Source organism: Sphingomonas liriopis (genome assembly GCF_024211255.1).
In the GTDB taxonomy this organism is placed as follows: Bacteria; Pseudomonadota; Alphaproteobacteria; order Sphingomonadales; family Sphingomonadaceae; genus Sphingomonas; species Sphingomonas liriopis.
Map to the genome: position 1 here is coordinate 178,048 of NZ_JAMLDY010000006.1, position 23,043 is coordinate 201,090.

Sequence of the window (23,043 nt, forward strand, 5' to 3'; positions counted from 1 at the left end):
CCGCCCCGTCATCCCAGCGCCTTCAGCAGCCCTTCCCACCACGCGATGCCGGGATCGAACGTCGCCACGGGCACGCGTTCGTTGAGCCCGTGCGCGAAGATCTCGCCCGGCTTCATGAACACGCCGCCGACGCCGAAGCTGGGGATGCCGCGCGCGCGGAAATGCATCGAATCGGTCGCGCCCGCTTCCTGCAGCGGCAGCACCGGCACGCCCGGCGCGCGGCTGGCGGTGACCGCCTTCACCGCCGCCATGACCTTGGGGTCGAGCGGTGACGCGCCCGCTTCGATCGTGCCGTTGTCGAACAGGGCGACGGTGATCGTCGGGTCCGCGACCAGTTCGACCAGCTTCTTCTCGATCGTCGCGCGCGGCGTGCCGGGGAAGATGCGGCAATTGACGTTCGCCATCGCGCGTTGCGGTAGCGCGTTGGGCGCATGGCCGCCGTTGAACATCGTCGGCACACAGGTGGTGCGGACCTGCCCGACATAGCGCGGATCGGCCGAGATCACGTCTGCGGCGGCGGTGTCGTTGGGGTTGGCCGCGAACGCCTTCATCGCCGCGCCCAGCGGTCCCGGCGTGCCCACGGCGGTGCCGGCGAGCGAGGCGCGGGTGATCTCGTTCTGCTCCGGCGGGAAGCGATAGGCAGCGACCCGCACGATGGCGGCGGCAAGGCTGGCGATCGCATTCCGGGGCCCCGGCCGGCTGGAATGGCCGCCCGGATCGGTGATGGTCAGATGCCAGTCGCCATAGACCTTTTCCGCCGCCTGCAGCCCATAAGCGATCGGCTTGCCGTCGTCGGCCAGCGCGCCGCCGCCAGCATCGGCGTTCAGCACCAGCGCCGCATTCTTGAACGCCTCGGCCGCGGCCCGGGTCGTCGCCATGCGCGTTTCCTCGTCGCCGGTCAGCACCAGCACGACATCGTGCCGCGGCACCCATTTCTCGCGCTTCAGCTTCATCAGCGTCGCGACGACCATCGATACGCCCGCCTTGTTGTCCAGGCTGCCGCGTCCGAAGACATAGCCGCCCTCGACCACCGGGGTGAACGGATCGCGCGTCCAGTCCTTGGGATCCGCCTGCACCACGTCCATGTGCCCGAGCACGACCATGGGTTTGGCGTTGCGCTCGCGGCCCGGATAGCGCGCGGTCAGATACCCCGTCTCGCCCATCGGCACGAAGGCGACGTCGGCCTCGGCAAACCCGGCGGAGACCAGTTATTGCTTCAGATAGGCGGCATAGGCGGGCACCTGTCCCTGCCCCTCCACCGTCCTGAACGCGATGCCCTTGGTCAGCAGCACAAGTGCTTCCCTACCCGCGGGGGTCGTTGGTGCATTCTGTGCCGACGCGGCAGCCGGGATCAGCGCGGACGCGGCGAGAAGGGCGAACAGATAGCGCATGCATGTCTCCGGCAGATGTCGCCCCGAGTGTGCGCCGGCCATGGATCGCGCACAAGACCATGAGCCCTGCCGTCACGCGTTCGGAGTCAGCTGGATCCGATAGGGGCCGGCACGGACGGCGAGCGGCTTACCCTTCCAGCTGAGACGCACCAGCCGCTCGCCCACCATGTCGTCGATCGCCGCGTGCACGATCGGCATCATGCGTCGCCAATCGCCGGTCGAGGACGGCGCGACCAACGCCCGCGCGACCTCGCTCGGGCAGATCGTCGCCCCCGCCGAACGCACAGCGAGCAACGCCAGCGCGGTATCGCGCACCGTGGAATGACTTGGATGCTCCGGCAAGGAAACCGATGCCGCGTCGCCTGTCGACGGATCGTTCATGATGAAATGGCGGAGAGGGAGGGATTCGAACCCTCGGTGCCCGCAAAGGCACGCCGCATTTCGAGTGCGGTACAATCGACCACTCTGCCACCTCTCCGCAGAAGACGTTTCCAAGGCCGATAAAGCCGGGGTCGGTCGGTCGAGGGCGCGCCTCTAACCGGTTCGTTTTGCGGTGGCAAGCACCCTTGCGCTTGTGCGGGCGAGAAAGGGCCTTAAATTGGCGCCATGCCCCGCCACGATCCCATCGGTACGCTGCCCTTCGTCGATATCGACGCGCCTGCGATCGCGCATGCGCGCTTTTCGATCGGCGACGTGGTGCGCCACCGGGTCTTCGACTTCCGCGGCGTGATCTTCGACGTCGATCCCGTCTTCGCCAACACCGACGAATGGTATGAGGCGATTCCGGAAAGCGTGCGGCCGCGCAAGGACCAGCCCTTCTACCACCTGCTCGCCGAGAATATGGAGTCGAGCTACGTCGCCTATGTCAGCCAGCAGAATCTGGTGGTGGACGACAGCGACGAGCCGATCGACCATCCGGCAATTCCCGGCCTGTTCGGCGACTTCGCCGACGGCCGCTACGCGCTGCGCCGCGAACACCGGCACTAGGGCAAGAAGGGGCGCCGCGGCGCCCCTTCCCCGTCATCAGAAGTTAATGCCCGCTCGGGCATAGACGAACCGGCCGTTGAAGCCGAACGGCGAGAAGTTGCTGTACGGCAGGAACTGATAGGTCGCCGGATAGCTGCCACCGACGTTCGCCGGGCGCAGGCCGAACGGCCGACGATCAGGATAGACGTCGAAGGCATTGTCGACGCCCAGCGTCAGCTGCACGCCCTGCAATTCGTAGCTCAGCGAGAAATCGGTGATCCACTTCGGGCGGAGCACTTGGTCGTCCGGCCCCAGCGCGGTCAGGCTCGTCGCATCGGCACCCAATGGCGCGGTCGTCTCGGGCGAGATGACCGAGCCGTAGCGGGTGGTCCGCGCCGACACGCCGACGCCGGCGATCTTGCCGTCGGTCGCCAGCACCACCTTGGTGCGCGGCTGACCGCGTTCGAAGCGGATGCCCTCGACGCGCCCGAACAGCACGAGTCCGGGGATCTGCGCCAGCGAGCCGAGGTTGTTGAGCCGCGTATCGATGTGGTTCTTGGTGTAGTTGTACGCCGCCGAGAAGTTCCACGCGCCGAGCCCGCCCAGATTGGCGCGATAGGTCGCGACCGCGTCGACGCCCTGCGTCGTCGTGTCGAGGCCGTTGATGAAGAATCGCGCCGCCCCTACGTTGCTGAAGCCGTTTGCCGCCAAAATCGCCTGAACCGCGGTGTTCTGCGCCGCCGTGCCGACGCCCGCCGCACCCAGATTCTCCGACAGCACGACGCGGTCGCGGATCTTGATGTGGAAGTAATCGACCGTCAGGTTGAAGCCGCGGAACGGGTTGAGCGTCGCGCCGCCCGACAGGTTGAGCGACTTTTCGGGTTTGAGCGGCTGCGAACCCAGCGCCCGCGCGACGGCACTGTTCACCGGCACCGTCGAGACGTCGACCGGCACGCCCGACAGGAAGTTGGTCGAGGTGGTCGTGAAATACTGCTGGTGCAGCGAGGGGGCGCGGAAGCCGTTCGACACCGAACCGCGGATCGCGAAGCCCCGCACGAATTCGTAGCGCAACGCGAGCTTGCCGTTCACCGTCTCGCCGAAGTCGCTGTAATGTTCGTAGCGCCCCGCCGCGGTCGCGGTCAGGCCGGTGAACAGATCGGCGTCGAACTCGACGTAGCCCGCATAGCTGTCGCGATCGACGTTGGTGCGCGCCGAGGCGGGCAGACCGCCGAAGCCCTGTGCGCCCGCCGCCGCGGCACGGCCCGGGAACGAGCAGATGCCGGTCGCCGCCGTGTAGACGCCGCCGAGCACGGTGCAGTTCGCCGCGGTCGTCGCCCGCGCGGCGGTGAAGAGCGGCCCGGTCTGGTAGGATTGGGGATCGCCGGGGCGGATCTGGTAGATTTCATGCCGGAATTCGCCACCGAACGCGAACGACAGCGGGCCCGCGAGGCCGGCGTCGAACTGGCGCGACAGATCGGCGTTGGCGAGGATCTGCGAGAAGGCGAGGCCGCCGGCATCGAACGACCGCTGGCTGTTCGGGCCGAACGAGACGTTGACGCTGTCCTCCGTCCGGTAGTTCAGCTCGTTGCGGCCGAAGCCGAGCGAGAAGTCGCCCTTGAAACCCGCCAGATCGGCGCGGACGCCGCTGGTCACCGAGACGTCGTCGATGTTCGACTGGATCTTGGGCAAATAGCCGTCCGCCGTCAGACCGACGAAATTGGCGTTGGTCGGCGTCGTGCCCGGCGCGATCGTCGAGAAATCGCGGTTGGTCGCCGCCGATTGCTGGCGGAAGTTCGCCGCCGACAGGCCGTCGCGATGGCCGTAGGTCGCGAACGCGTAGAAATCGGCGGTGCCGAGCGGCACTTCGGTGTTGACGAGGAAGTTGAAATCCTCGGTCTTGGCATCGCCGTAGCGGAAGTCGAGGCGGTTGAACGTCGCCTCCCGCGGATCGAAGGTCGTCGTGGTCGGGCGGATATAGTTCGGCCGCAGGTCGTAGCCCTGGCGGTTGGTGAAATTGCGGTCTCGATATTCGCCGGTGAAGTTGAAGAAGCCGCCGTCGCCGACCGGCAGGCCGACGTTGACCCCGAACGTCGTATAGGCGCCGTCGCGTGCCTTGCGCTCGCCCGAGCTGTTCGCCTGCAGGTAGCGCGAATCGGTCGCGTCGAGCGCGGGCTGGCCGCCGACGAGGCCGTCGAAGTTCGACACGCCTTCCAGCGTCGTGACGTACTTGCCGTAGCTCACCTGCGCACGGCCGCCCTCGCTGGCGGTCTTGAGCTGGACGTTGATGACGCCCGCGATCGCGTCGGAACCATATTGCGACGAGGCACCGTCGCGCAGCACCTCGATCTGCTTGATCGCCAGTGCGGGGATCATGTTCATGTCGACCGCCGCCGCGCCGCGCCCGACCGTGCCGTTGATGTTGAGCAGCGCCGAGACGTGGCGGCGCTTGCCGTTGACCAGCACCAGCGTCTGGTCGGGGTTGAGGCCGCGCAGCGTCGCGGGGCGAGTCACGTCGGAGCCGTCGGCGATCGACGGTTGCGGGAAGTTGAACGAGGGGACGAGCTGGTTGAGCACCTTGTTGAGCTCGCCCGATCCCGAGGCCTGCAACGCGCTCGACGAGATGACGTCGATCGGCACCGTGCTGTCGGCGACGGTGCGGTTGGGCGCGCGGCTGCCGATGACGACGATCTGGTCCGCGGCGTTATCCGACGCCTCCTGCGTGTCCGCGGTCGCTTCCTGGCTGGGCGCGGACTGGACGGTCTGCGCCGCCGCCGGTGCGGCCAGCGCAAGCAGCGATACGGACAGCGACAGCCCGGCGAGCAAGTTTTCGTGCCTCATGAATTCCCCCGATTTCGAGCAGCTTCGTTACCGTCCCGACCGACGACACTTTATGTCGCAAACGATAACCATCAAGCTGGCCATTGCGCGTTGTCACACGTTTGACACGATGCTGTTGCCGCACTGCAACAGGCGGCGGCATGGCGAGAAACGCCGCAGGGTTGCCCGTGACCGGTTGACATCGGGCGACCCGTCGCTTAGCTGCCGCCGCTCATCCTGCCGGGTCAGTCCTGTGCGGGTATATGTTTTTTGGGAAGTGACTAAAGCCATGTTCGCAGTCGTGCGCACGGGCGGCAAGCAGTATCGCGTCGCCGCCGGAGACAAGATCGTCGTCGAGAAGCTGGACGGCGAAGCCGGCGCCTCGATCACGCTGGGTGATGTCCTGCTCGCGGGCGAAGGCTCGGAGCTGAAGGACGTCGCCGGCCTGACCGTCGCCGCCGAGATCGTCGCGCAGGCGAAGGGCGAGAAGGTCATCGTCTTCAAGAAGCGCCGCCGTCACAATTATCGCCGCAAGAACGGCCATCGCCAGAACCACACGATCCTCAAGATCGTTTCGGTCGGCTGAGCCCAAGCGCGAACAGGAGTAGAGCAGCATGGCACATAAGAAAGCAGGCGGTTCGTCGCGCAACGGTCGTGATTCGGCCGGCCGTCGTCTCGGCGTGAAGAAGTTCGGCGGTCAGGAAGCGATCGCGGGCAACATCCTCGTGCGTCAGCGCGGCACGAAATTCTATCCGGGTGCGAACGTGGGGATCGGCAAGGATCACACGCTGTTCGCGCTCGTCGACGGCCGCGTGGCGTTCCACGAGGGCAAGCTCGGCCGTAAATTCTGCTCGGTGCAGATTATGGCGGAAGCCGCCGAATAACATCGGGTAACCAGCCGGGTTGCCCACCAGGGTGACCCGGTCGCACCGCGCAGGCGGTGCCAGCCAAACAAGGGAGACGGGTCGCCCCGGCTCCCTTTTTTCTTGCTCCCCAACCTTTTGTCCCTGCCGCGTCACACGCGCGTGGCAGGGGCGCGGCCAAGGAGAGAGCGAGACATGTTCGCCCGGACCAAGAGATTGACGCTACGGCCGGCGTGGCCGGAGGATGCGGGTGCACTGGCGCAGGCGATCGGCCACGAAGCCGTTGCACGGATGCTGGTGCGCGTCCCCTACCCCTATGCGGCGAGCGACGCGCACGCCTTTGCCGCGCTGCCGCGGGGAGCCCACGAGCCGCGCTTCCTGATCCTGTCGCACGAGGCGGCCGAGCCGGTGCTGGTCGGCGGGATCGCGCTGACCGATTTCGGCGGCGAGACCGGTGTCGAGCTCGGCTATTGGCTGACACCGGCGGCCTGGGGTCGCGGCTATGCGACCGAGGCAGGACGCGCGGTGATCGACATGGCGCGCCATGCGCTGCCGATCGCGCGCCTGGGGGCATGGCATTTCGCCGACAACCCGGCGTCGGGGGCGGTGCTGCGCAAGCTCGGCTTCCGCCCGACCGGGCGCGTCGTCCAGAAGCGCTCCTGCGCCCGCGCCGAGCCCGCGGCCTCGGTCTGCTACGACCTGCCGCTGGAGGACGAACGACCGGCGATGCCGATCGCGGCCTGATCGCGGGCGATCAACCGTCCGCGGCGTAAGGATCGACCGGGCCGAGCAGCGCCGCATAGACCGTCAGCAACGCTGCCGCGCCCGCCGCGGCGGCGATGCCGGCGGTCCCGATCCGCGGGTAGAGCGTCGCGCCGATGCCCGCGCCCGCGACGAGGCCGCCCCACAAAGCGAGGTACGGCAGCCACGCCCAGCGCGAGCCGCCCCGTATGGCAGCCGCCAACCGCTGACCGAGCTTGACGAGCGTGCCGGTCATGTAGGTGACGCCGACGCTGACCTCGCCGCCGCGCTGGAAGGTCGTGTTGGCCGCGCCCATCGCCGCGGCGAGCAGCGCGGTGGTGGCCGATTCGGGCCAGCGGCCATCGACCCCGGCAGCGATGGCGAGCAGGACGGCGACGCAGGCGAGCGCGGCGGGCTTGCGGCGGGTACGGGCCGCGGTCGTCACCAGCGTGCCCCCGACCACACCGCCGACGAAGGCTGCGACCAGTCCCGCAGCGGCGACCGCGACCGCCGGGTCGCGCGCGATGCCGACGCCGAGACGGGTCGAATTGCCGCTCATGAACGAGACGAACAGCCCGCCGAGCTTGAGGAAGCCGATCGCATCGACATAGCCGGCGAGCGCCGACACGCCGGCGGCGAGGGTCCAGAAGCGCTTGGGATGGCGGATCATGGGTGGGTTTTAGGACGGCCGGGCGCTGGCGTCGAAGGGGGAAATGCCGGCGCGACGTGCCTTACGCCCTCTTCGTCATCCCCGCGAAGGCGGGGATCCATACTGGGTGGCGTTCGTGGAACCCACGCCGTTCGGCGACTATGGATTCCCGCCTTCGCGGGAATGACGAGGTACGTAGGAGAGCGACAGCCACCCCCCAGCCCGTCATCCCGGCGAACGCCGGGACCCATGGATGCGAGCGGCCGGCGGGGTTCCGCGCCCTCGCCATGTCATCCCCTCCATGGGTCCCGGCGTTCGCCGGGATGACGAAAAGAGCGGGAAAGCCACCTCTGCCCTACGCCGCCTCCGCCTTTGGCAGCACCACGGCTTCGTAGTCGCTTTCCGCCAGTCCGATCAGCGCGGGGGCGTCGTGAATCCAGGGATGGAAGCCGGGCAGGAAACGGGCGGCCCGGACGCCCGCCACCTTGCGCGCCGAGCCGGGGTGCCGAACACATGCCAGAACAGCCGCGCCCAGACGCGCGGGACGGTCAGCCTGTCCTGCCGCAGCAGTTCGAGCATGCCGCGCGTGCGACCGGTGAAGAAGCGCCACGTCGTGACGAGCATCCCAGCGACTTGAGTCACCAGCGCCCCGTGCGGGTGCCGCGACCGAAGCGGCGGTCGCGTGGGGTAACGACCAGATCGTCCGGGGTGGTTGCTTTCGCCATGATTTCCTCCGAACAAGGAATGATCGATCACTACTTACACCATTGTGAATAGGCTGCTCTCCTGTCCGCTGCAACCCTTCCCCCCATTCCGCTCCGCAAACGCCTGTCCCCCGCCGAGAGTCGTGACGCGGCGCTGACGGCGGCGCAGCAGCTGCTGGTCGAGAGCGGACCGCAGGCGGTGACGCTGAAGGCGGTCGGCGCGCGGATCGGGCGGACGCATGCCAATCTGCTCCATCATTTCGGCTCGGCCGAGGGGCTGCAACAGGCGCTGATCGCGCGGATGGCGACCTGTATCACCTCGACGATCCGCGATGCCGTGCTCAACAACCGCGCCGCGGCGGCGCAAGAGGGCGAACCCGACCCGCGCGGCATCGTCGATCTGGTGTTCGACGCGTTCGACACCGGTGGTGCGGGTGCGCTGGCGAGCTGGATGATCCTGTCGGGCAATCGCGACGCGCTCGATCCGATCCTGTCGGCGGTGCACGATCTGGTCGACGAGCTGGCCGACGAGGTGCAGCCGGCCGAACGGCCGATCCAGGAGGAAACGCTGCATCTGGTGCTGATGGCGCTGGGCGACGCGCTGCTCGGTGCGGCGATGGCGCGAGCGCTCGACCTGCCGCGCAGCAAGGCGCGCGAGCTGGCGACGGCGATGCTGGTGGGTGGCCGGGCGCCGGCCTGAACCATCGGCCCTGAACCATCGACCCTGAACCACCGGCAATGGCTCGCTGACACAGCGGCAATGGCCCCGCCCCTGCGCGTTCCCGCCGCGCTGCGATATGCGAGGTGTATCGCGCAAGCGGGTTCGGCTCCGGCGGGTGCTCCTGCGTCCGGTATCGAACCGGCCGTCGATCGGTGCAGCGATGGGGGTCGCGGGCGCCGATCGACGGTTATCGCGCTGGCGGCGCGTCCCCGGATGCATGCAGGCCGCGGTAATCGCCTGGCGTCACGCCATAGACTTCGCGAAAGGCGCGACCGAGATAGGCGGCGTCGCAAAAGCCCCAGCGTTCGGCGAGCGCGGCGATCGTCCGGCGATCGCCCGGCGCGCGCAGCGTCTCGGCGATGCGGTCGAGGCGGCGCGTGCGGATATAGGCCTGCACCCCGCCCTCGTCGCGCAGCAGGCGGTAGAGCGTCGAGCGCGAGACGCCGAGCGTCCGCGCCAGCCGCGCGGTGTTGAGCGAGGGCGAACCGAGGTTGCGCTCGATCTCGGCGCGCAATTGCACACCGAGACCGCGGTCATGCTGGTCGGCATCGACGGGGACCGTGCCGAGGCTCGCCGCGACGGAGACGGCGAGCAGGTCGAGGACCGTCTGCGCGACCATCGGGCCGCAATGCGCCGGCAGCTGCGCCGCCTGTCGCTCCAGCATGGCGAGGTGCGAGACGAGCAATGCCGCCTGATCGGGCGCGACGACATGGCCGTGGAGGCCGCGCACCGACGGGAGGAAGCGTTCCGCCACCGCGCGCGGCAGGGAGAAGCCGGTGCTGACCGACGCTTCGGAAAAATGATGCTGCGGCCGCGCCATGTCGGAGAGCAAGATCGATCCCGCGGGCGCAACCGCCTGTCGCCCGTCCATGTCGCCATAGGCTGCGCCGACATGGCGGACGTTGACGACAAGATCGTCGCTGTGGTCACGCGCCGCGTGCAGGCGGCTACGGGTCCAGTCCTGCGCGGTGATCCGCGCCTGCCCCAGCCCCAGCGTGCCGAGGTCGAGCCACTTCATCTCCACCGCGAACGGTTCGCGCGGCGCCGTATCGTACCGGGTCGACAGGTTGGCGACGTTGGTGCCGCGCCAGGCGTCGTAGCGCTCGCGCTCGGATAGATCGTCCGACGCGAACACGCTCGCCCAGCCGAGCGAGACCGGCGCGGCGCCGGTGGCGTGGGGTTGCGGCACCGATGTCATCGCCTCTGTCTAGCGCCACTCATAATGGTGGTTCAATGGTGTCGTTGCCGGCCCCGGTTGCAGGACGATGCCATGCCGGGGGTGGCCGTTCGCCGCCATGCCGCTAAAGAGGCGGGATGCATTTCCTCGACCAGGCCAAGATCTTCGTCCGCTCCGGCGCGGGCGGCCCCGGCGCCGTCAGCTTCCGGCGTGAAAAGTTCATCGAATACGGCGGCCCCGACGGCGGCAACGGCGGCAAGGGCGGCGACATCATCTTCGAGGCGGTCGCCGGCCTCAACACGCTGATCGATTTTCGCTATACGCAGCATTTCCGCGCGCCTCGCGGGCACGGCGGATCGGGCAGCAACCGCACCGGCGGCGGCGGCGACGACCTGCTCATCAAGGTCCCCGTCGGCACGCAGATCCTGTCCGAGGACAAGGACGAGGTGCTGCTCGACTTCACCAAGGTGGGCCAGCGCGAGGTGTTCCTGCGCGGCGGCGACGGCGGGCGCGGCAACGCCAGCTACAAGACCTCGACCAACCGCACGCCGCGCCAGCACGGCACCGGCTGGCCGTATGAGGAGGCCTGGGTGTGGCTGCGGCTCAAGCTGCTCGCCGACGCCGGCCTCGTCGGGCTGCCCAATGCGGGCAAGTCGACCTTCATCAATGCGGTCACCAACGCGCAGGCGAAGGTCGGCGCCTATGCCTTCACCACCACCCGCCCGCAGCTGGGCGTGGTGCGCCACAGGCAGCGCGAATTCGTCGTCGCCGACATCCCCGGCCTGATCGAGGGCGCGGCGGACGGCGCCGGCATAGGCGACCGGTTCCTGGGGCATATCGAGCGGTGCCGGGTGCTGCTGCACCTGGTCGATGCCAACGACGACGATGTGGCGGAAAGCTATCGCATCGTCCGCGAGGAGCTGGCGGCCTACGGTGGCGGGCTGGTCGACAAGCCGCACGTCATCGCGCTGAACAAGATCGACACGCTCGACGACGAACTGGTCGAGGCGCTGTCCGCCGAACTGGCGGAGGAAAGCGGCGCGGACGTCATCCCGCTGTCGGGTGCGGCGGGGACCGGCGTCGACTGGGTGCTCGACCGGCTGCTCGAGGCGATCGGGCCGGGCCCCGAGACGGTGCCCGAGGGCGACGAGGGCGAGGACGAGATCAGCTGGTCGCCACTGGGGTAGGAGGCGCGGGGCGGATGGGTTATGATAGCAGTATGGCGACTCAACCCGTCTATCCGCCGCTGACGGCCGACGAATTCCTCGACATCGATTTCGGGGAAAAGAAGGCCGAGCTGGACAATGGCGTCATCCGCATGATGGCGGGCGGCACGGCCCGCCATGCCAAGGTACAGGGCAACATCTTTCTTGCGCTGGGCACTCGCCTTCGTGGCACAGGCTGCGCGCCGTATAATTCCGACATGGCGACAAAGACGCACGATCTGTCGATCCGCTACCCGGACGTCAGCGTGTTCTGCAATCGTGACACCCCGGCCAACGACGATGCCAAGGCGTTCGACGATCCGCACATCCTGTTCGAGGTGCTGTCGGCCGGGACCGCGCGCACCGACCTGCGGGTGAAGCTCGACGAATATAAAGCGCTCGCCAGCGTCGATACGATCGTCTTCGTCGATATCGCGACCGAGCGGCTGCGGATCGTGCAGCGGACGGGCGCGCATGCGTGGCAGGACGAGAGCCATGAGGCGCCCGTCGACCTGCCCCTGCCCTTGCTCGGGCTGGTCGTCGCGCACGACGAAATCTTCGCGCGCGATTGATCCCGGCGGCGGCTACGGGCTAACGCGCGTGGCGTGACGCTCTTTCCCCCCGCCCTGTGCCCGCGCCTGATCGTCAAGGTGGGATCCGCGCTGCTCGTCGCGCCCGACGGCGCGGTGCGGCGCGACTGGCTGACGACGCTCGTCACGGATATCGCCGCGCGGATCGCGGGGGGGCAGCAGGTCGCGGTGGTGTCGTCAGGGGCGATCGCGCTCGGTGCGCGGCGGCTCGGGCTGGCCAAGGGCGGGCGCGCCAGCCTCGAGGATGCGCAGGCCGCCGCGGCGACCGGGCAGATCGCGCTCAGCCAGACGTGGGCGGAGCTGCTTGGGAACCACGGGCTGACCGCGGCGCAGATGCTGGTAACGCTGGACGATCTGGAGGATCGGCGGCGCTATCTCAATGCCGCCGCGACGCTGGGAAGGCTGCTCGGACTGGGCGTGGTGCCGATCATCAACGAGAACGACAGCGTCGCGACCGAAGAGATTCGCTTCGGCGACAACGACCGGCTCGCCGCACGCGTCGCGCAGGCGGCGGGGGCGCAGGGCGTGGTGCTGCTGTCCGACGTCGACGGGCTGTACGATGCCAACCCGCATACCAACCCGCAGGCGCAACATATCGCTCGGGTCGAGCGGATCGATGCGGTCGCCGGCATGGCGGATGCGGGATCGGCGTCGGGGATGGGATCGGGCGGCATGGTGTCGAAGGTCGCCGCGGCGCGGATCGCGACCGGCGCGGGCGCGCATCTCGCCATCGCCAGTGGGCGGATGGACCATCCGCTCGGCGGCGATCCGCGGCATACGTTGTTCGTCGCGGAGCGGAGCGCATCGGCGCGCAAGGCGTGGCTGGCGGGGGGGCTGACCGCGCGCGGGCGGATCCATGTCGATGCGGGCGCGGCGCAGGCGTTGCGCGCGGGCGGCAGTTTGCTGGCGGCGGGCGCGACGCGGGTCGAGGGGGGGTTCGCGCGCGGCGATCTGGTGAGCGTCGAGGGGCCGGCGGGCACGATCGCGCGCGGGTTGTGCGAATATGATTCCGCCGAAGCCGGGAAGCTGCTCGGTACGCGGTCGGACGAGCAGGCGGCGATCCTCGGCTATGCGCCGCGGGCGGCGTTGGTGCATCGCAGTCATCTGGCGCTGGTGTGATGCCTCTGCCCCACCCCCTCCGTCACCCCGGACGTGTTCCGGGGTCCACCCTGCGGCGAGGCGGACGGCCCGAGGTTCCAGCCCTGCGCTTGCGGATGCGTGGACCCCGGAACACGTCCGGGGGGACGGAGGAGGTTTGGCGAGCATGACCACCCTCGCGATCACCGGCGCCGCTGGCTTCGTCGGCAAGGCGCTGGTCGCACAGGCGCTCGTTGCCGGGCACATCGTCCACGCGCTCACCCGCCGACCGCAGCCGCCGCGCGAGGGGATCGTCTGGCTCGATGGTGCGCTCGATCGGCCGGACAGCCTCGCCGCGCTCGCCGATGGCGCCGATGCGATCGTGCACGTCGCCGGTGTGGTGAACGCGGCGAACCGCGCCGGGTTCGTCGCGGGCAATATCGACGGCACGCGCGCGATGCTCGATGCCGCACGGGCCGCGGGGGTGCGCCGTTTCGTCCACGTCTCGTCGCTGTCGGCGCGCGAGCCGCGGCTGTCGAATTACGGCTGGTCGAAGGCGGAGGCCGAGACGCTGGTCGCGGCGAGCGGGCTCGACTGGAGCATCGTGCGGCCGAGCGGCGTCTATGGCCCGGGCGACATGGAGATGCGCGACCTGTTCCGCGCCGCGCGGTTCGGGATCGCGCTGTTGCCACCGCGCGGTGCGGTGTCGCTGGTCGCGGTCGAGGACCTCGCCCGGTTGCTGCTGACGCTCGCGACGCAGGCGGTGCCGCCCGCGATCTACGAAGTCGATGACGGCCACATCCTCACCCATGACGCGATGGCGCAGGCGATCGGCCGGGCGGTGGGCCGCCGCCGCGTGCTGGCGCTGCATTTGCCCCGGGCAGCGCTGATGCTCGGCGCACGGCTCGACAAGACGCTGCGGGGACGCGGCGCCAAGCTCACCGCCGATCGCGTCGGCTATCTTTCGCATCCCGACTGGACCGCGCGACCCGCGTTGCGTCCGCCCGCCGCGTTATGGACACCGGCGATCGCACCCGACGAGGGCCTTGCCGCCACCGCGCGATGGTATCGCGACAACGGGCTGCTATAGCGCCGTAACCCTGCCGTATTTGGCCGCCATTCGGATGACCATCATGACCGACCGCACCGCAATCCTCGAAACGATCCATGCGCAGATCGAACCGTTCAACAAGAAGGGCGTGGCGCTGACCGACGCCACCACCTTCCAGGGCGACCTGGAGTGGGACAGCCTTACGGTCATGGACTTCGTCGCGGCGATCGAGGACGAATTCGACATCATCATCACGATGAACATGCAGGCGGAGATCGAGAACGTCGGCCAGCTCGCCGACGCCGTCGCCAAGCTGAAGGGGGACGCATGACGGAGACCGGCCTGCAGCCCGAAACGCTCGACTTCGATCCGGCGCCAGTCGCGCCTGAACGTGATCTCATGTCGAAATTCGACGGCCTGATCGCGGAGCGGCAAGCGCTGATCGACACCGGCGTCACCGATCCGTTCGCGATCGTGATGGACCAGGTGAAGTCGCCGACGCAGGCGGTGATCGCCGGTCGCGACACGATCCTGCTCGGCACGTACAATTACATGGGGATGACGTTCGATCCCGACGTCATCGCCGCCGGCCACGCCGCGCTCGACCGGTTCGGATCGGGCACCAACGGCAGCCGGATGCTCAACGGCACCTTCCGCGACCATATGGAGGCGGAAGCCGCGCTGCGCGACTTCTACGGCACCTCTGGCGCGATCGTCTTCTCGACCGGCTATATGGCCAATCTCGGCATGATCTCGACGCTCGTCGGCAAGGGCGAATACGTCATCCTCGACGCCGACAGCCACGCCTCGATCTACGACGGCTGCAAGCAGGGCGTCGCCGAGATCGTACGCTTCCGCCACAACAGCGTCGAGGACCTCGACAAGCGCCTCGGCCGCCTGCCCAAGGACGCCGGCAAGCTCGTCGTGCTGGAGGGCGTCTATTCGATGCTCGGCGACATCGCGCCGCTGAAGGAGATGGTCGCGGTCGCCAAGAAGCATGGCGCGATGGTGCTGTCGGACGAGGCGCATTCGATGGGCTTCTACGGCCCCAACGGCCGCGGCGTGTACGAGGATCAGGGGCTGGAGGGCGAGGTCGACTTCGTCGTCGGCACCTTCTCCAAGTCGGTCGGCACGGTCGGCGGCTTTTGCGTGTCGAACCATCCGAAGTTCGAGGCGATCCGCATCGCCTGCCGTGCGTATATCTTCACCGCCAGCCTGCCGCCGTCGGTGGTGGCAACCGCGGCGGCGTCGATCCGCAAGCTGATGACCGCACACGACAAACGCGCGCAGCTGTGGGCCAATGCGCGCCAGCTCCATGGCGGCCTCAAGGCGATGGGGTTCAGGCTCGGCACCGAAGCGCCCGACAGCGCGATCGTTGCGGTGATCCTGGATGACCAGGAGCAGGCGGTGGCGATGTGGCAGGGGCTGCTGCACGCCGGCGTCTACGTCAACATGGCGCGGCCGCCGGCGACGCCGGCCGGGACGTTCCTGCTGCGCTGTTCGCTGTGTGCCGAGCATAGCGAGGCGCAGCTCGACGCGGTGCTCGCCATGTTCCGTGCCGCGGGCGAGGCGGTCGGCGCGATCGGCTGACCGGGGGCGTCCCCAAGCGTTCGTCGCAAGGCCCGACGGACGCCTTAACAGCCCCCGTCACCCCGGACTTGTTCCGGGGTCCACCGGGCCGCAGGCCTGCGCTCTCCCGTCAGGCCGTACGCCTCGCCGCGGAGTGGACCCCGGAACAAGTCCGGGGTGACGAAGGGGATGTGGGAACGGCGGGGCTTATACGAGCGCCGCTATGCGATAGCTCTACCGTCGCTCCCCCGCCCCCATCACGCCATCGGCTTTTCTTGACGGCCGAAACGGGTTAGCGTCGCTGCCGTGATGCGGGGTGATGCCGAAACGATCCCGGGGGGGTCCCAGGGAGGCGACGCGGCCTGGCGGACGATCATGCTGGTCGTGATGGGTCTGCTCGGCGCGGCGGTGCTCGTCGCGCTGATCGTGACGCTGGGCGAAGCGAACCGCCAGCGCGACCGCGCGCTGCAGGCGCAGGCGCACAGTTACGACGTGATGATCCTCGCGCGCACCGTGTCGGGCACGATCGCGCGATCGGAGGCGTCGCTGGGCCGCTACGTCATCAGCGGCAAGGCCGAACAGGAACTGGGCCAGCTCTATTACGACCAATGGCGGCTGGCGGGCACGCAGCTGAGCAAGCTGGAGGGGCTGACCCATGCCACCGGCGAACAGAGCGCGCGTGTCGCGCAGCTGCGCGCCGCCTACCAGCAGCGCGGCGAGGAATTGTCGCTGACCGCGCTCAGCACGACCTATGGCAAGAACAGCCAGGCGCTCGCGCGCTATTACAAGGCGCGCCAGTCGCCGACGCTGACGGCGATCGACCGGACGCTCGACGAGATCATCACCCGCGAACGCGCGCTGCTCGATTCGCGTACCACCGACGCGATGCGCACGGTCAGTCGCGCGAGCCGCATTGCCGGGGTGCTCGCGATCTTCGGCGTGCTGATCGTGCTCGGCGCGCTCATACTCGGCTGGTTCACGCTGCAGGCGGTCGGCGAGCGCGCGATCGCGCAGGCGGAGGCGGATGCCGAGCGCGAACGCGCCGAGGAACTCGCCGCCGCGGTGACGCAGGCGACCGACGAGTTGCGCGTGCAGGAGGCGAAGCTGCGCCAGGTGCAGAAGATGGACGCGGTCGGCCAGCTGACCGGCGGCATCGCGCACGATTTCAACAATATGCTCGCGGTCGTGCTGGGCGGACTGGAACTCGCGCGGCGGTCGGTCGCGCACGATCCATCCACCGCGACGCGGCATATCGACAATGCCACCGATGGCGCCAACCGCGCCGCGGCGCTGACCCGGCGGTTGCTGGCGTTCAGCCGCGAGGATTCGCTGAAACCCGAACCGATCCCGGCGGCGCAGCTGGTGTCGGGCATGTCCGAGCTGATCGACCGCACGCTGGGCGATGCGATCACCGTCGTCACCCACGACACCTCGAGCGGGTGGCGGGTGCGTGCCGACCGGGTGCAGCTGGAAAATGCCGTCCTCAACCTCGCGGTCAACGCGCGTGACGCGATGAACGGCCGCGGCCGGCTGGTCATCGCGACCGGCGCGGCGACGCTGGACGAGCATCAGGTCGATCATTGCAGCGCCGGCGATTACGTCACGATCGCGGTCACCGACACCGGCACCGGCATGACGCCCGAGGTGGTCGAGCGCGTCTACGAACCCTTCTTCACCACCAAGGAAGCGGGCAAGGGCACCGGCCTCGGCCTCAGCCAGATCTTCGCCCTGGTCCGCCAGCTGCACGGCGCGATCGCGATCGACACCGCGCCGGGGCGCGGCACGACGGTGACGCTGTACCTGCCGCGCGACGACCTCGCCGCGCAGGCCGATCCGGCGGTTGCGACCGCCCCGGCCCCCGCCCCCCCCGCGGCGGAGGCGTTGCGCGTGCTCGTCGTCGAGGATGATCCGCGCGTGCTCGCGGCGACGATGGGGGCGCTGGACGAGCTCGGCCATCATGGCCTCGCCTGCGATGCGCCGGGCAAGGCGGCGGGGATGCTCGCCGATCACGACGACGTCGACCTCATCATCTCCGACGTGCTGATGCCCGGGCAGACGGGGCCGGAGATGATCGCGGCGATCGGCCCGCACTTCCCGCACATCGCCGTGCTGTTCGTTACCGGCTATGCGGGCGAGGCCAACGCCAGCGAGTTCGGCGACCATCCGGTGCTGCGCAAGCCGTTCACGCTTGCCGGGCTGGAGCGCGCGATCGGCACCGTGATGGCGCAGGGCGACCGCCCCGTCCGGCAGCACCAGATCGCGGCGGAATGACGCGCCAATTTAAGCTGACGCCGCGCGCCCGCACGCCTATACCCCGCGCTTTCCGTCCCGGCGCGAGCGTTCGACCTGCATGACCTCCCTCGACCGCTACATGGCCCGGCTGATCGCGCTGCCGCTGTTCTCGACGCTCATCATCGCCGCCATGCTGCTGGTGCTCGATCGCATCCGCCGGCTGTTCGACTTCGTCGCGACCGAGGGCGGGCCGATCAGCGTGGTGTGGCGGATGCTGGCCAATCTGCTGCCGGAATATCTCGGGCTCGGCATCCCGATCGGGCTGCTGCTCGGCATCCTGCTCGCCTTCCGCCGGCTCGCCGCCAATTCGGAGCTGGACGTGCTGCGCGCGGTCGGGGTCAGCTATACCCGCATGTTGCGCGTGCCGTTCATGTACGCGATCATCCTCGCCGCGCTCAACATCGCGATCGTCGGCTTCGTCCAGCCCAAGGCGCGCTATTATTACGAACAGCTCCGCTTCGAGCTGCGCACCGGCGCATTGGGCGCGTCGATCAAGGTCGGCGAGTTCACCCATTTCGGCGACCGCATGACGCTGCGCATCGAGCAGAGCCATGACGGCGGCCGCAAGCTCGACGGCATCTTCGTCTATTACAACGACAAGGGCACGAGCTATTCGGTGACCGCGCAGTCGGGGCAGTTCCTGGCGACCGACGATCCCAACACGATCATCTTCCGCCTGACCCGCGGCACCTTGGTCCACAAGGCGCCCAATTTCACCGTGCCGCGCGTGCTGAGCTTCACCTCGCACGATCTGCCGATCCCCCTGCCCCGCTACGAGAATTTCCGCTCGCGCGGCGGGCGCAACCTGGAGTTCACCTTGCCCGAGCTCGCCAGGCTCGGCCATGCCTCGCCGAGCGAGGAACAGCGCGACAGCAGCCGGTCGGAATTCCATTTCCGGCTGGTCGAGGTGGCGACGATGTTCCTGCTGCCGCTGCTCGCGATCGCGCTGGGGGTGCCGCCGAAACGCTCCAATTCGGGGTTCGGCGTGTTCCTGGCGATCGTGATGATCGTCGCCTATCACAAGGTCAACGAATACGCGGCATCGATCGGCGAACTGGGTCGGATCGACCCGCTGATCGCGCTGTGGGTGCCGTTCACGATCTTCGCCGGGATCATCCTGTGGATGTACTATCAGATCGCCTATGTCCCCGGCGGCCAGCCGATCGGCGCGCTGGAGCGCGGCTTCTCTAAGATCGCCAAGCTGCTCACGCGTTACCTGCCCGGCCGCGGCCGCAAGAAGGGGGCGGCATGACCAGTTTCTTCCCGTCGCGCACCGTCGCCATCTATATGGGCCGGCTGTTTCTGGTGCGCACCTTCGGCCTGCTCGCCGCGCTGCTGCTGATCCTGCAGACGCTCGACCTGCTCAGCGAATCGGGGTCGATCCTGGCGCATCCCGGCAATACGCAGGCGCAGGTGTGGACGTACGTCGGGCTGCGCGCGCCGCAGATCGTCGCCTTCCTGCTGCCGTTCTCGGTGCTGCTCGGCACGATCCTGACGCTCATCACGATGAACCAGAACAGCGAGGTCATCGCGCTGAAGGCCGCCGGCCTGTCGGCGCATCAGGTGCTCGCGCCGCTGCTCGTCGCCAGCCTGTTCGTCGCAGGGGTCAGCTTCGTGTTCAACGAGCGGATCGTGACGCGCGCGACCGCGACGCTCGACCAGTGGAAGGACGTCGATTACGGCGCGCTCCCCATCGATCGGGGCGAGCGGACCAACGTCTGGGTGCGCGACGGCGACGACCTGATCTCGGTCCAGCAGGTGCGCGGACGCGGCGAGGCGACGCGGCTGGGCACGGTCACCGTCTACGACCGCACGAACGGCAGCCTCGTCGCGATCATCCGCGCCCCGCACGGGCGGCACGCCGGCAACGGCTGGGCGATCGCGCCGGCGACGCGCTTCGACGTGGCGACGGGCAAGCTGAGCACGCTCGGCACCGTCACCGTCGCGCCGGGCGTGCGACCCGAGCAGTTCACGCTGGGCAGCGTCAATCCCGACGGCCTGTCGTTCACCGCGCTCTATGCGGCGATCGGCGACCTGCGCGATGCGGGGCGGCCGACCAAGTCGCTGGAGGGGACGCTGTGGCACAAATTCTCCGGGCCGCTGTCGGCGGTGCTGATGCCTTTGCTCGGCGCGGTCGCGGCGTTCGGCATCGCCCGATCGGGACAGCTGTTCGTCCGCGCGGTGATCGGCATGGCGCTGGGCTTCGCCTATTTCGTCGCCGACAATTTCGCGCTGGCGATGGGCAATCTGGGTGCGTATCCGCCCTTCCTCGCTGCCTGGGCGCCGTTCCTGCTGTTCCTGCTGATCGGTGAGGCCGTGCTGATCCGTACGGAGGAGTGAGGAGCCCGAAAGGTCACAAAAGTCACGCCCGTAAGCGGGTATCCAGGGTCCTGTGGGGGGCGAGAAAAAGCGGTGACTGACTCGCGGCCGATGCTGCGCTCTCACACTATCTTCAAATAGGACAGGCCTGATCTGGACTGCTCCGTCTGCCATGACCGATCCGTCACCCCGGACTTTGTTCCGGGGTCCACCGGGCAGCAAGCGTGCGCTACCCCTTCAAGCCGAACGCCCCGCCGCAGAGTGGACCCCGGAACAAGTCCGGGGTGACGTAGGGGCTGAGGAGCGTGCCGGGCTTTACCGCGGCTGGAAGGTGCTTCGGACGATCTTGTGGACGAGACCCGGCAGGCCGGCGTAGCTCGCCTTGTGGTAGGGCGAGCCATGGTCCAGCGCGGCGGTGATGCGGCGGTGGGCTTCGCCGAGCGCGTGATAGGGCAGGCTCGGCAGCAGGTGGTGGAGCGCGTGGTAGCGCAGGCCGACCGGCGCCCACAGCGCAGGGAGCAGCGACGGCGGCGGCACGTTGACCGAATCGAGATATTGCGCGGTGACCGACATCGGCTCGCCGTCGTTTTCCCAGAGGTGCGCGACCAATGTGCGGACCTGGTTGACCACCGCGACGGTCGAGCCGATCGCGAAGGCGATCAGCACGCCGCGCAGCGGGAAGACGCCGGTCGCGGTCAGCACGACGACGGCGATCGCCCACGCGCTCGCGGCAGTCTCAACGCGATTCCACATCGTCCGCGCCTCTCCCTCGGGCGCGCGGCGGCGGAACGACGGGTTGATCGCGAGCGCCGAATAGCGCTCCATCACGGTTCTGCGCAGCTTGGGCGAGAGCAGCGACAGCGGCGACAGGATCGCATAGCGGACCAGCAGGCCGACCGGCGCCAGCGCCGAGATGACCACGAACGCGGGCAGCGTCCACGGCTTCATCAACGCGAGCGGCAGATATTCGGGGTCCTCCGACGTGCCGTAGCGTGTCTTGGCGTGGTGGAGGTTGTGGACGCCTTCGTACATGAAGCTCGGCGTCAGCATCGGTACGCCGACCAGCACGTTCCAGCCGCCGCGGAAGCGCGGCAGCGCGCTGTGCTTCATATGGCTGACTTCGTGGATGAAGCTGAGCGCGCGGTACAGCGCCAGCGCCGAGACGATGGCGGCGAGGACGACCCAGCCGGTGCCCGACACGGTGACCGCCACCGCCAGCGCGCCATAGCCGACGACGACCGAGGCGATCAGGTCGGCCCAATAGACCCCGGGCCGCGGCGCGATCAGGTCGCGCGTCAGTTCGGCGGCGGTGCGCAGCATCGCCTTGTCGTCGGCGATCCGCTGGCGCGCCGGACGGGCGGCGGCCGGCGCCTCCGAGGGCGCGCGCGAAAGGGTCAGCGAGCTATCCATGGCGTGTTCCATTGGTCCAAGATAGTGGCGACAGCGTGGCATTTACAGGCGTCGACTGCCTCGCTGCGGCCCGACGTTCCGATCACAGATGACGGAAACGTCACTCGCATCGGCTATCCGCCGTGCTAGATCGCGAGCGAGTTTGTTCGAGACAGCGCGGAAGAACGCGTTCTCGAAGGCGGTGCCGGCCCGCTCCCCCTCCCGGCCACCCATCAGGATACCGTGTGGGTGGCCGGGAGGGGGAGCGGGCCGGCACCGCGAAACGCGCCTCGGCGCGTTTCCTAACGATAAAGGAGGCACCACGTTGAGCGACCTGACGATCACCGCCGTCACTACCAAGGCCGAGCGCAAGGCGTTCGTCGACCTGCCGTTCCGGCTGTACGAGGACGATCCCGCCTGGGTGCCGCCACTGAAGGGCGAAGCGCTGGGCCTCATCACGCCTGAGAAGAACGGCTGGTACAGCCATGCGAAAGCACAGCTTTTTCTGGCACGCGAGGGCGGGCGCGTCGTCGGGCGCATCTCCGCACATATCGACACGCTGGCGCTGACCATGCCCGCCGAACAGGGCTTCGGCCCGGGCGTCGGGCAATGGGGGTTGATGGAGGCGGAGCGCGAGGAGGTGTTCGTCGCGCTGCTCGCCGAGGCGGAGGAATGGCTGCGGTCGCAGGGGATGACCAAGGCGCTGGGGCCGATCTCGCAGTCGATCTGGGAGGAGCCGGGGCTGCTGGTGCAGGGCCACGACCATGCGCCGACGATCATGATGGGCCACGCCAAGCCCGAATATCAGGGCTGGATCGAGCGTGCCGGCTATGCCGTGGTCAAGCAGCTGTTCACCTACGAACTCGACATCACCCAGGAATTCCCGCCGATCGTCAAGCGGATCATCAAGTCGGGCGAGAACAACCCGCGGATCGTCGTGCGCGAGGTCGACAAGCGCAAGTTCGAGGAGGAGGCGGCGATCATCCTGTCGATCCTGAACGACGCGTGGAGCGACAATTGGGGCTTCGTGCCGCTCACCCCGCCGGAGATCAAGGACGTCGGCGTCAAGCTGAAGCCGATCGTGTTCAACGACCTGATCCGCATCGCCGAGCTGGACGGCAGGCCGGTGGCGTTCATGATTACGCTGCCCGACCTCAACGAGCCGTTGAAGCCACTCAACGGATCGCTGCTGCCGTTCGGCTGGGCGAAGCTGCTGCTATGGCTGCGCGCGCCCAAGGTGCGGACGATGCGCGTGCCGCTGATGGGCGTCGTTAAGGAGCTGCAGGCGTCGCGGATGGCGAGCCAGCTCGCCTTCATGATGATCGAATATATCCGCCGTGCGTCGGTGGAGCGCTATGGCGCGACGCGCGGCGAGATCGGCTGGATCCTGGAGGACAACCAGGGGATGCGATCGATCGCCGAGACGATCGATAGCCGGGTGAACAAGGTGTACAATGTCTATGAGAGGGGGCTGTAGGCGCTAGACGATCCTCTCGGGATGGGGAGGATTGCCATAACGCAG

Annotated in this window: 23 protein-coding genes and 1 tRNA gene; 15 read left to right on the plus strand and 9 right to left on the minus strand. The window is 68.4% G+C overall.

The window, feature by feature from the left end; genetic code table 11:
* Nucleotides 1-8: 8 nt before the first annotated feature.
* From M9979_RS06805 to M9979_RS06815, 4 genes are all read right to left on the minus strand, one after another.
* Nucleotides 9-1,208 carry a M20/M25/M40 family metallo-hydrolase gene (locus tag M9979_RS06805; RefSeq protein WP_340689055.1) on the minus strand — a complete coding sequence of 400 codons (1,200 nt, stop codon included), beginning with the start codon at nucleotides 1,206-1,208 and terminating at the stop codon, nucleotides 9-11.
* Nucleotides 1,209-1,391, minus strand: a complete 183-nt coding sequence (locus M9979_RS17330) for a hypothetical protein (protein ID WP_340689053.1) — start codon at nucleotides 1,389-1,391, stop codon at nucleotides 1,209-1,211.
* Between the two features lie 72 nt (nucleotides 1,392-1,463).
* Nucleotides 1,464-1,772 carry a DUF3253 domain-containing protein gene (locus tag M9979_RS06810; protein WP_254288579.1) on the minus strand — a complete coding sequence of 103 codons (309 nt, stop codon included), beginning with the start codon at nucleotides 1,770-1,772 and terminating at the stop codon, nucleotides 1,464-1,466.
* Nucleotides 1,773-1,779: 7 nt separating this feature from the next.
* A tRNA-Ser gene (locus M9979_RS06815) sits at nucleotides 1,780-1,869 on the minus strand.
* Between the two features lie 128 nt (nucleotides 1,870-1,997).
* Between M9979_RS06815 and hspQ the strand changes: the two genes are divergently transcribed.
* On the plus strand, nucleotides 1,998-2,378 hold the full coding sequence (gene hspQ, locus M9979_RS06820) for a heat shock protein HspQ (RefSeq protein WP_254288580.1): 381 nt from the start codon (nucleotides 1,998-2,000) through the stop codon (nucleotides 2,376-2,378).
* 36 nt (nucleotides 2,379-2,414) lie between these two features.
* On the opposite strand, the gene M9979_RS06825 is transcribed toward hspQ, so the two are convergent.
* Nucleotides 2,415-5,195 carry a TonB-dependent receptor plug domain-containing protein gene (locus tag M9979_RS06825; protein ID WP_254288581.1) on the minus strand — a complete coding sequence of 927 codons (2,781 nt, stop codon included), beginning with the start codon at nucleotides 5,193-5,195 and terminating at the stop codon, nucleotides 2,415-2,417.
* A gap of 268 nt (nucleotides 5,196-5,463) precedes the next feature.
* Here M9979_RS06825 and rplU point away from each other — a divergent pair, with 268 nt between their 5' ends.
* From rplU to M9979_RS06840, 3 genes are all read left to right on the plus strand, one after another.
* Nucleotides 5,464-5,760, plus strand: a complete 297-nt coding sequence (rplU, locus tag M9979_RS06830; RefSeq protein ID WP_254288582.1) for a 50S ribosomal protein L21 — start codon at nucleotides 5,464-5,466, stop codon at nucleotides 5,758-5,760.
* Between the two features lie 28 nt (nucleotides 5,761-5,788).
* Complete coding sequence (rpmA, locus tag M9979_RS06835; RefSeq protein WP_037534549.1) at nucleotides 5,789-6,058, plus strand: 50S ribosomal protein L27; 270 nt, start codon at nucleotides 5,789-5,791, stop codon at nucleotides 6,056-6,058.
* 174 nt (nucleotides 6,059-6,232) lie between these two features.
* Nucleotides 6,233-6,781, plus strand: a complete 549-nt coding sequence (locus tag M9979_RS06840; protein ID WP_254288583.1) for a GNAT family N-acetyltransferase — start codon at nucleotides 6,233-6,235, stop codon at nucleotides 6,779-6,781.
* A 10-nt stretch (nucleotides 6,782-6,791) separates the two neighbouring features.
* Here M9979_RS06840 and M9979_RS06845 read toward each other — a convergent pair whose 3' ends face one another.
* Both M9979_RS06845 and M9979_RS17210 read right to left on the minus strand, forming a co-directional pair.
* Nucleotides 6,792-7,448, minus strand: a complete 657-nt coding sequence (locus tag M9979_RS06845; protein ID WP_254288584.1) for a YoaK family protein — start codon at nucleotides 7,446-7,448, stop codon at nucleotides 6,792-6,794.
* A gap of 334 nt (nucleotides 7,449-7,782) precedes the next feature.
* Complete coding sequence (locus tag M9979_RS17210) at nucleotides 7,783-7,911, minus strand: hypothetical protein (protein ID WP_277998429.1); 129 nt, start codon at nucleotides 7,909-7,911, stop codon at nucleotides 7,783-7,785.
* 326 nt (nucleotides 7,912-8,237) lie between these two features.
* On the opposite strand from M9979_RS17210, the gene M9979_RS06850 reads away from it, so the two are divergent.
* A complete protein-coding gene (locus tag M9979_RS06850) occupies nucleotides 8,238-8,831 on the plus strand; it encodes a TetR/AcrR family transcriptional regulator (protein ID WP_254288623.1) in 594 nt (197 codons plus the stop codon).
* Nucleotides 8,832-9,039: 208 nt separating this feature from the next.
* Here M9979_RS06850 and M9979_RS06855 read toward each other — a convergent pair whose 3' ends face one another.
* On the minus strand, nucleotides 9,040-10,050 hold the full coding sequence (locus M9979_RS06855) for a helix-turn-helix domain-containing protein (RefSeq protein ID WP_254288585.1): 1,011 nt from the start codon (nucleotides 10,048-10,050) through the stop codon (nucleotides 9,040-9,042).
* A 116-nt stretch (nucleotides 10,051-10,166) separates the two neighbouring features.
* On the opposite strand from M9979_RS06855, the gene obgE reads away from it, so the two are divergent.
* From obgE to lptG, 9 genes are all read left to right on the plus strand, one after another.
* A complete protein-coding gene (gene obgE / locus M9979_RS06860; protein WP_254288586.1) occupies nucleotides 10,167-11,216 on the plus strand; it encodes a GTPase ObgE in 1,050 nt (349 codons plus the stop codon).
* Nucleotides 11,217-11,248: 32 nt separating this feature from the next.
* Nucleotides 11,249-11,806, plus strand: a complete 558-nt coding sequence (locus M9979_RS06865) for a Uma2 family endonuclease (RefSeq protein ID WP_254288587.1) — start codon at nucleotides 11,249-11,251, stop codon at nucleotides 11,804-11,806.
* A 33-nt stretch (nucleotides 11,807-11,839) separates the two neighbouring features.
* On the plus strand, nucleotides 11,840-12,943 hold the full coding sequence (gene proB, locus M9979_RS06870; RefSeq protein WP_254288588.1) for a glutamate 5-kinase: 1,104 nt from the start codon (nucleotides 11,840-11,842) through the stop codon (nucleotides 12,941-12,943).
* A gap of 145 nt (nucleotides 12,944-13,088) precedes the next feature.
* The gene (locus M9979_RS06875) at nucleotides 13,089-13,991 is read left to right on the plus strand and encodes an NAD-dependent epimerase/dehydratase family protein (protein WP_254288589.1); all 903 of its coding nucleotides are present in this window, start codon (nucleotides 13,089-13,091) and stop codon (nucleotides 13,989-13,991) included.
* A gap of 43 nt (nucleotides 13,992-14,034) precedes the next feature.
* Entirely contained in the window at nucleotides 14,035-14,283 is a 249-nt protein-coding gene (locus tag M9979_RS06880) for an acyl carrier protein (protein ID WP_254288590.1), read from the plus strand.
* Complete coding sequence (spt, locus tag M9979_RS06885) at nucleotides 14,280-15,542, plus strand: serine palmitoyltransferase (protein ID WP_254288591.1); 1,263 nt, start codon at nucleotides 14,280-14,282, stop codon at nucleotides 15,540-15,542. The genes M9979_RS06880 and spt overlap by 4 nt, the downstream gene beginning before the upstream one ends.
* Nucleotides 15,543-15,830: 288 nt before the next feature.
* Nucleotides 15,831-17,792 (plus strand): ATP-binding protein, encoded by a 1,962-nt coding sequence (locus M9979_RS06890; RefSeq protein ID WP_422921691.1) that lies wholly within the window; start codon nucleotides 15,831-15,833, stop codon nucleotides 17,790-17,792.
* A gap of 79 nt (nucleotides 17,793-17,871) precedes the next feature.
* Entirely contained in the window at nucleotides 17,872-19,065 is a 1,194-nt protein-coding gene (lptF, locus tag M9979_RS06895) for an LPS export ABC transporter permease LptF (protein ID WP_254288593.1), read from the plus strand.
* Complete coding sequence (lptG, locus tag M9979_RS06900) at nucleotides 19,062-20,153, plus strand: LPS export ABC transporter permease LptG (protein ID WP_254288594.1); 1,092 nt, start codon at nucleotides 19,062-19,064, stop codon at nucleotides 20,151-20,153. Before lptF ends, lptG begins: the two co-directional genes overlap by 4 nt.
* A 294-nt stretch (nucleotides 20,154-20,447) precedes the next feature.
* Here the strand turns inward: lptG and M9979_RS06905 are convergent, their stop codons facing one another.
* Nucleotides 20,448-21,542: a fatty acid desaturase family protein gene (locus M9979_RS06905; protein WP_254288595.1), complete on the minus strand. Its 1,095-nt coding sequence runs from the start codon at nucleotides 21,540-21,542 to the stop codon at nucleotides 20,448-20,450.
* Between the two features lie 304 nt (nucleotides 21,543-21,846).
* Here M9979_RS06905 and M9979_RS06910 point away from each other — a divergent pair, with 304 nt between their 5' ends.
* Nucleotides 21,847-22,998, plus strand: a complete 1,152-nt coding sequence (locus M9979_RS06910; protein WP_254288596.1) for an N-acetyltransferase — start codon at nucleotides 21,847-21,849, stop codon at nucleotides 22,996-22,998.
* Nucleotides 22,999-23,043: the final 45 nt, after the last annotated feature.

Bases quoted from the DNA above. Each gene is read 5' to 3' on its own strand.
- lptG (WP_254288594.1), top strand. From the start codon at position 19,062: ATGACCAGTTTCTTCCCGTCGCGCACCGTCGCCATCTATATGGGCCGG.
- M9979_RS06890 (WP_422921691.1), top strand. From the start codon at position 15,831: ATGCGGGGTGATGCCGAAACGATCCCGGGGGGGTCCCAGGGAGGCGAC.
- M9979_RS06840 (WP_254288583.1), top strand. From the start codon at position 6,233: ATGTTCGCCCGGACCAAGAGATTGACGCTACGGCCGGCGTGGCCGGAG.
- M9979_RS06880 (WP_254288590.1), top strand. From the start codon at position 14,035: ATGACCGACCGCACCGCAATCCTCGAAACGATCCATGCGCAGATCGAA.
- hspQ (WP_254288580.1), top strand. From the start codon at position 1,998: ATGCCCCGCCACGATCCCATCGGTACGCTGCCCTTCGTCGATATCGAC.
- M9979_RS06845 (WP_254288584.1), bottom strand. From the start codon at position 7,448: ATGATCCGCCATCCCAAGCGCTTCTGGACCCTCGCCGCCGGCGTGTCG.
- M9979_RS17330 (WP_340689053.1), bottom strand. From the start codon at position 1,391: ATGCGCTATCTGTTCGCCCTTCTCGCCGCGTCCGCGCTGATCCCGGCT.
- rplU (WP_254288582.1), top strand. From the start codon at position 5,464: ATGTTCGCAGTCGTGCGCACGGGCGGCAAGCAGTATCGCGTCGCCGCC.
- M9979_RS06865 (WP_254288587.1), top strand. From the start codon at position 11,249: ATGGCGACTCAACCCGTCTATCCGCCGCTGACGGCCGACGAATTCCTC.
- rpmA (WP_037534549.1), top strand. From the start codon at position 5,789: ATGGCACATAAGAAAGCAGGCGGTTCGTCGCGCAACGGTCGTGATTCG.
- M9979_RS06875 (WP_254288589.1), top strand. From the start codon at position 13,089: ATGACCACCCTCGCGATCACCGGCGCCGCTGGCTTCGTCGGCAAGGCG.
- spt (WP_254288591.1), top strand. From the start codon at position 14,280: ATGACGGAGACCGGCCTGCAGCCCGAAACGCTCGACTTCGATCCGGCG.
- lptF (WP_254288593.1), top strand. From the start codon at position 17,872: ATGACCTCCCTCGACCGCTACATGGCCCGGCTGATCGCGCTGCCGCTG.
- M9979_RS06825 (WP_254288581.1), bottom strand. From the start codon at position 5,195: ATGAGGCACGAAAACTTGCTCGCCGGGCTGTCGCTGTCCGTATCGCTG.
- M9979_RS06905 (WP_254288595.1), bottom strand. From the start codon at position 21,542: ATGGATAGCTCGCTGACCCTTTCGCGCGCGCCCTCGGAGGCGCCGGCC.
- obgE (WP_254288586.1), top strand. From the start codon at position 10,167: ATGCATTTCCTCGACCAGGCCAAGATCTTCGTCCGCTCCGGCGCGGGC.
- M9979_RS06810 (WP_254288579.1), bottom strand. From the start codon at position 1,772: ATGAACGATCCGTCGACAGGCGACGCGGCATCGGTTTCCTTGCCGGAG.
- M9979_RS06855 (WP_254288585.1), bottom strand. From the start codon at position 10,050: ATGACATCGGTGCCGCAACCCCACGCCACCGGCGCCGCGCCGGTCTCG.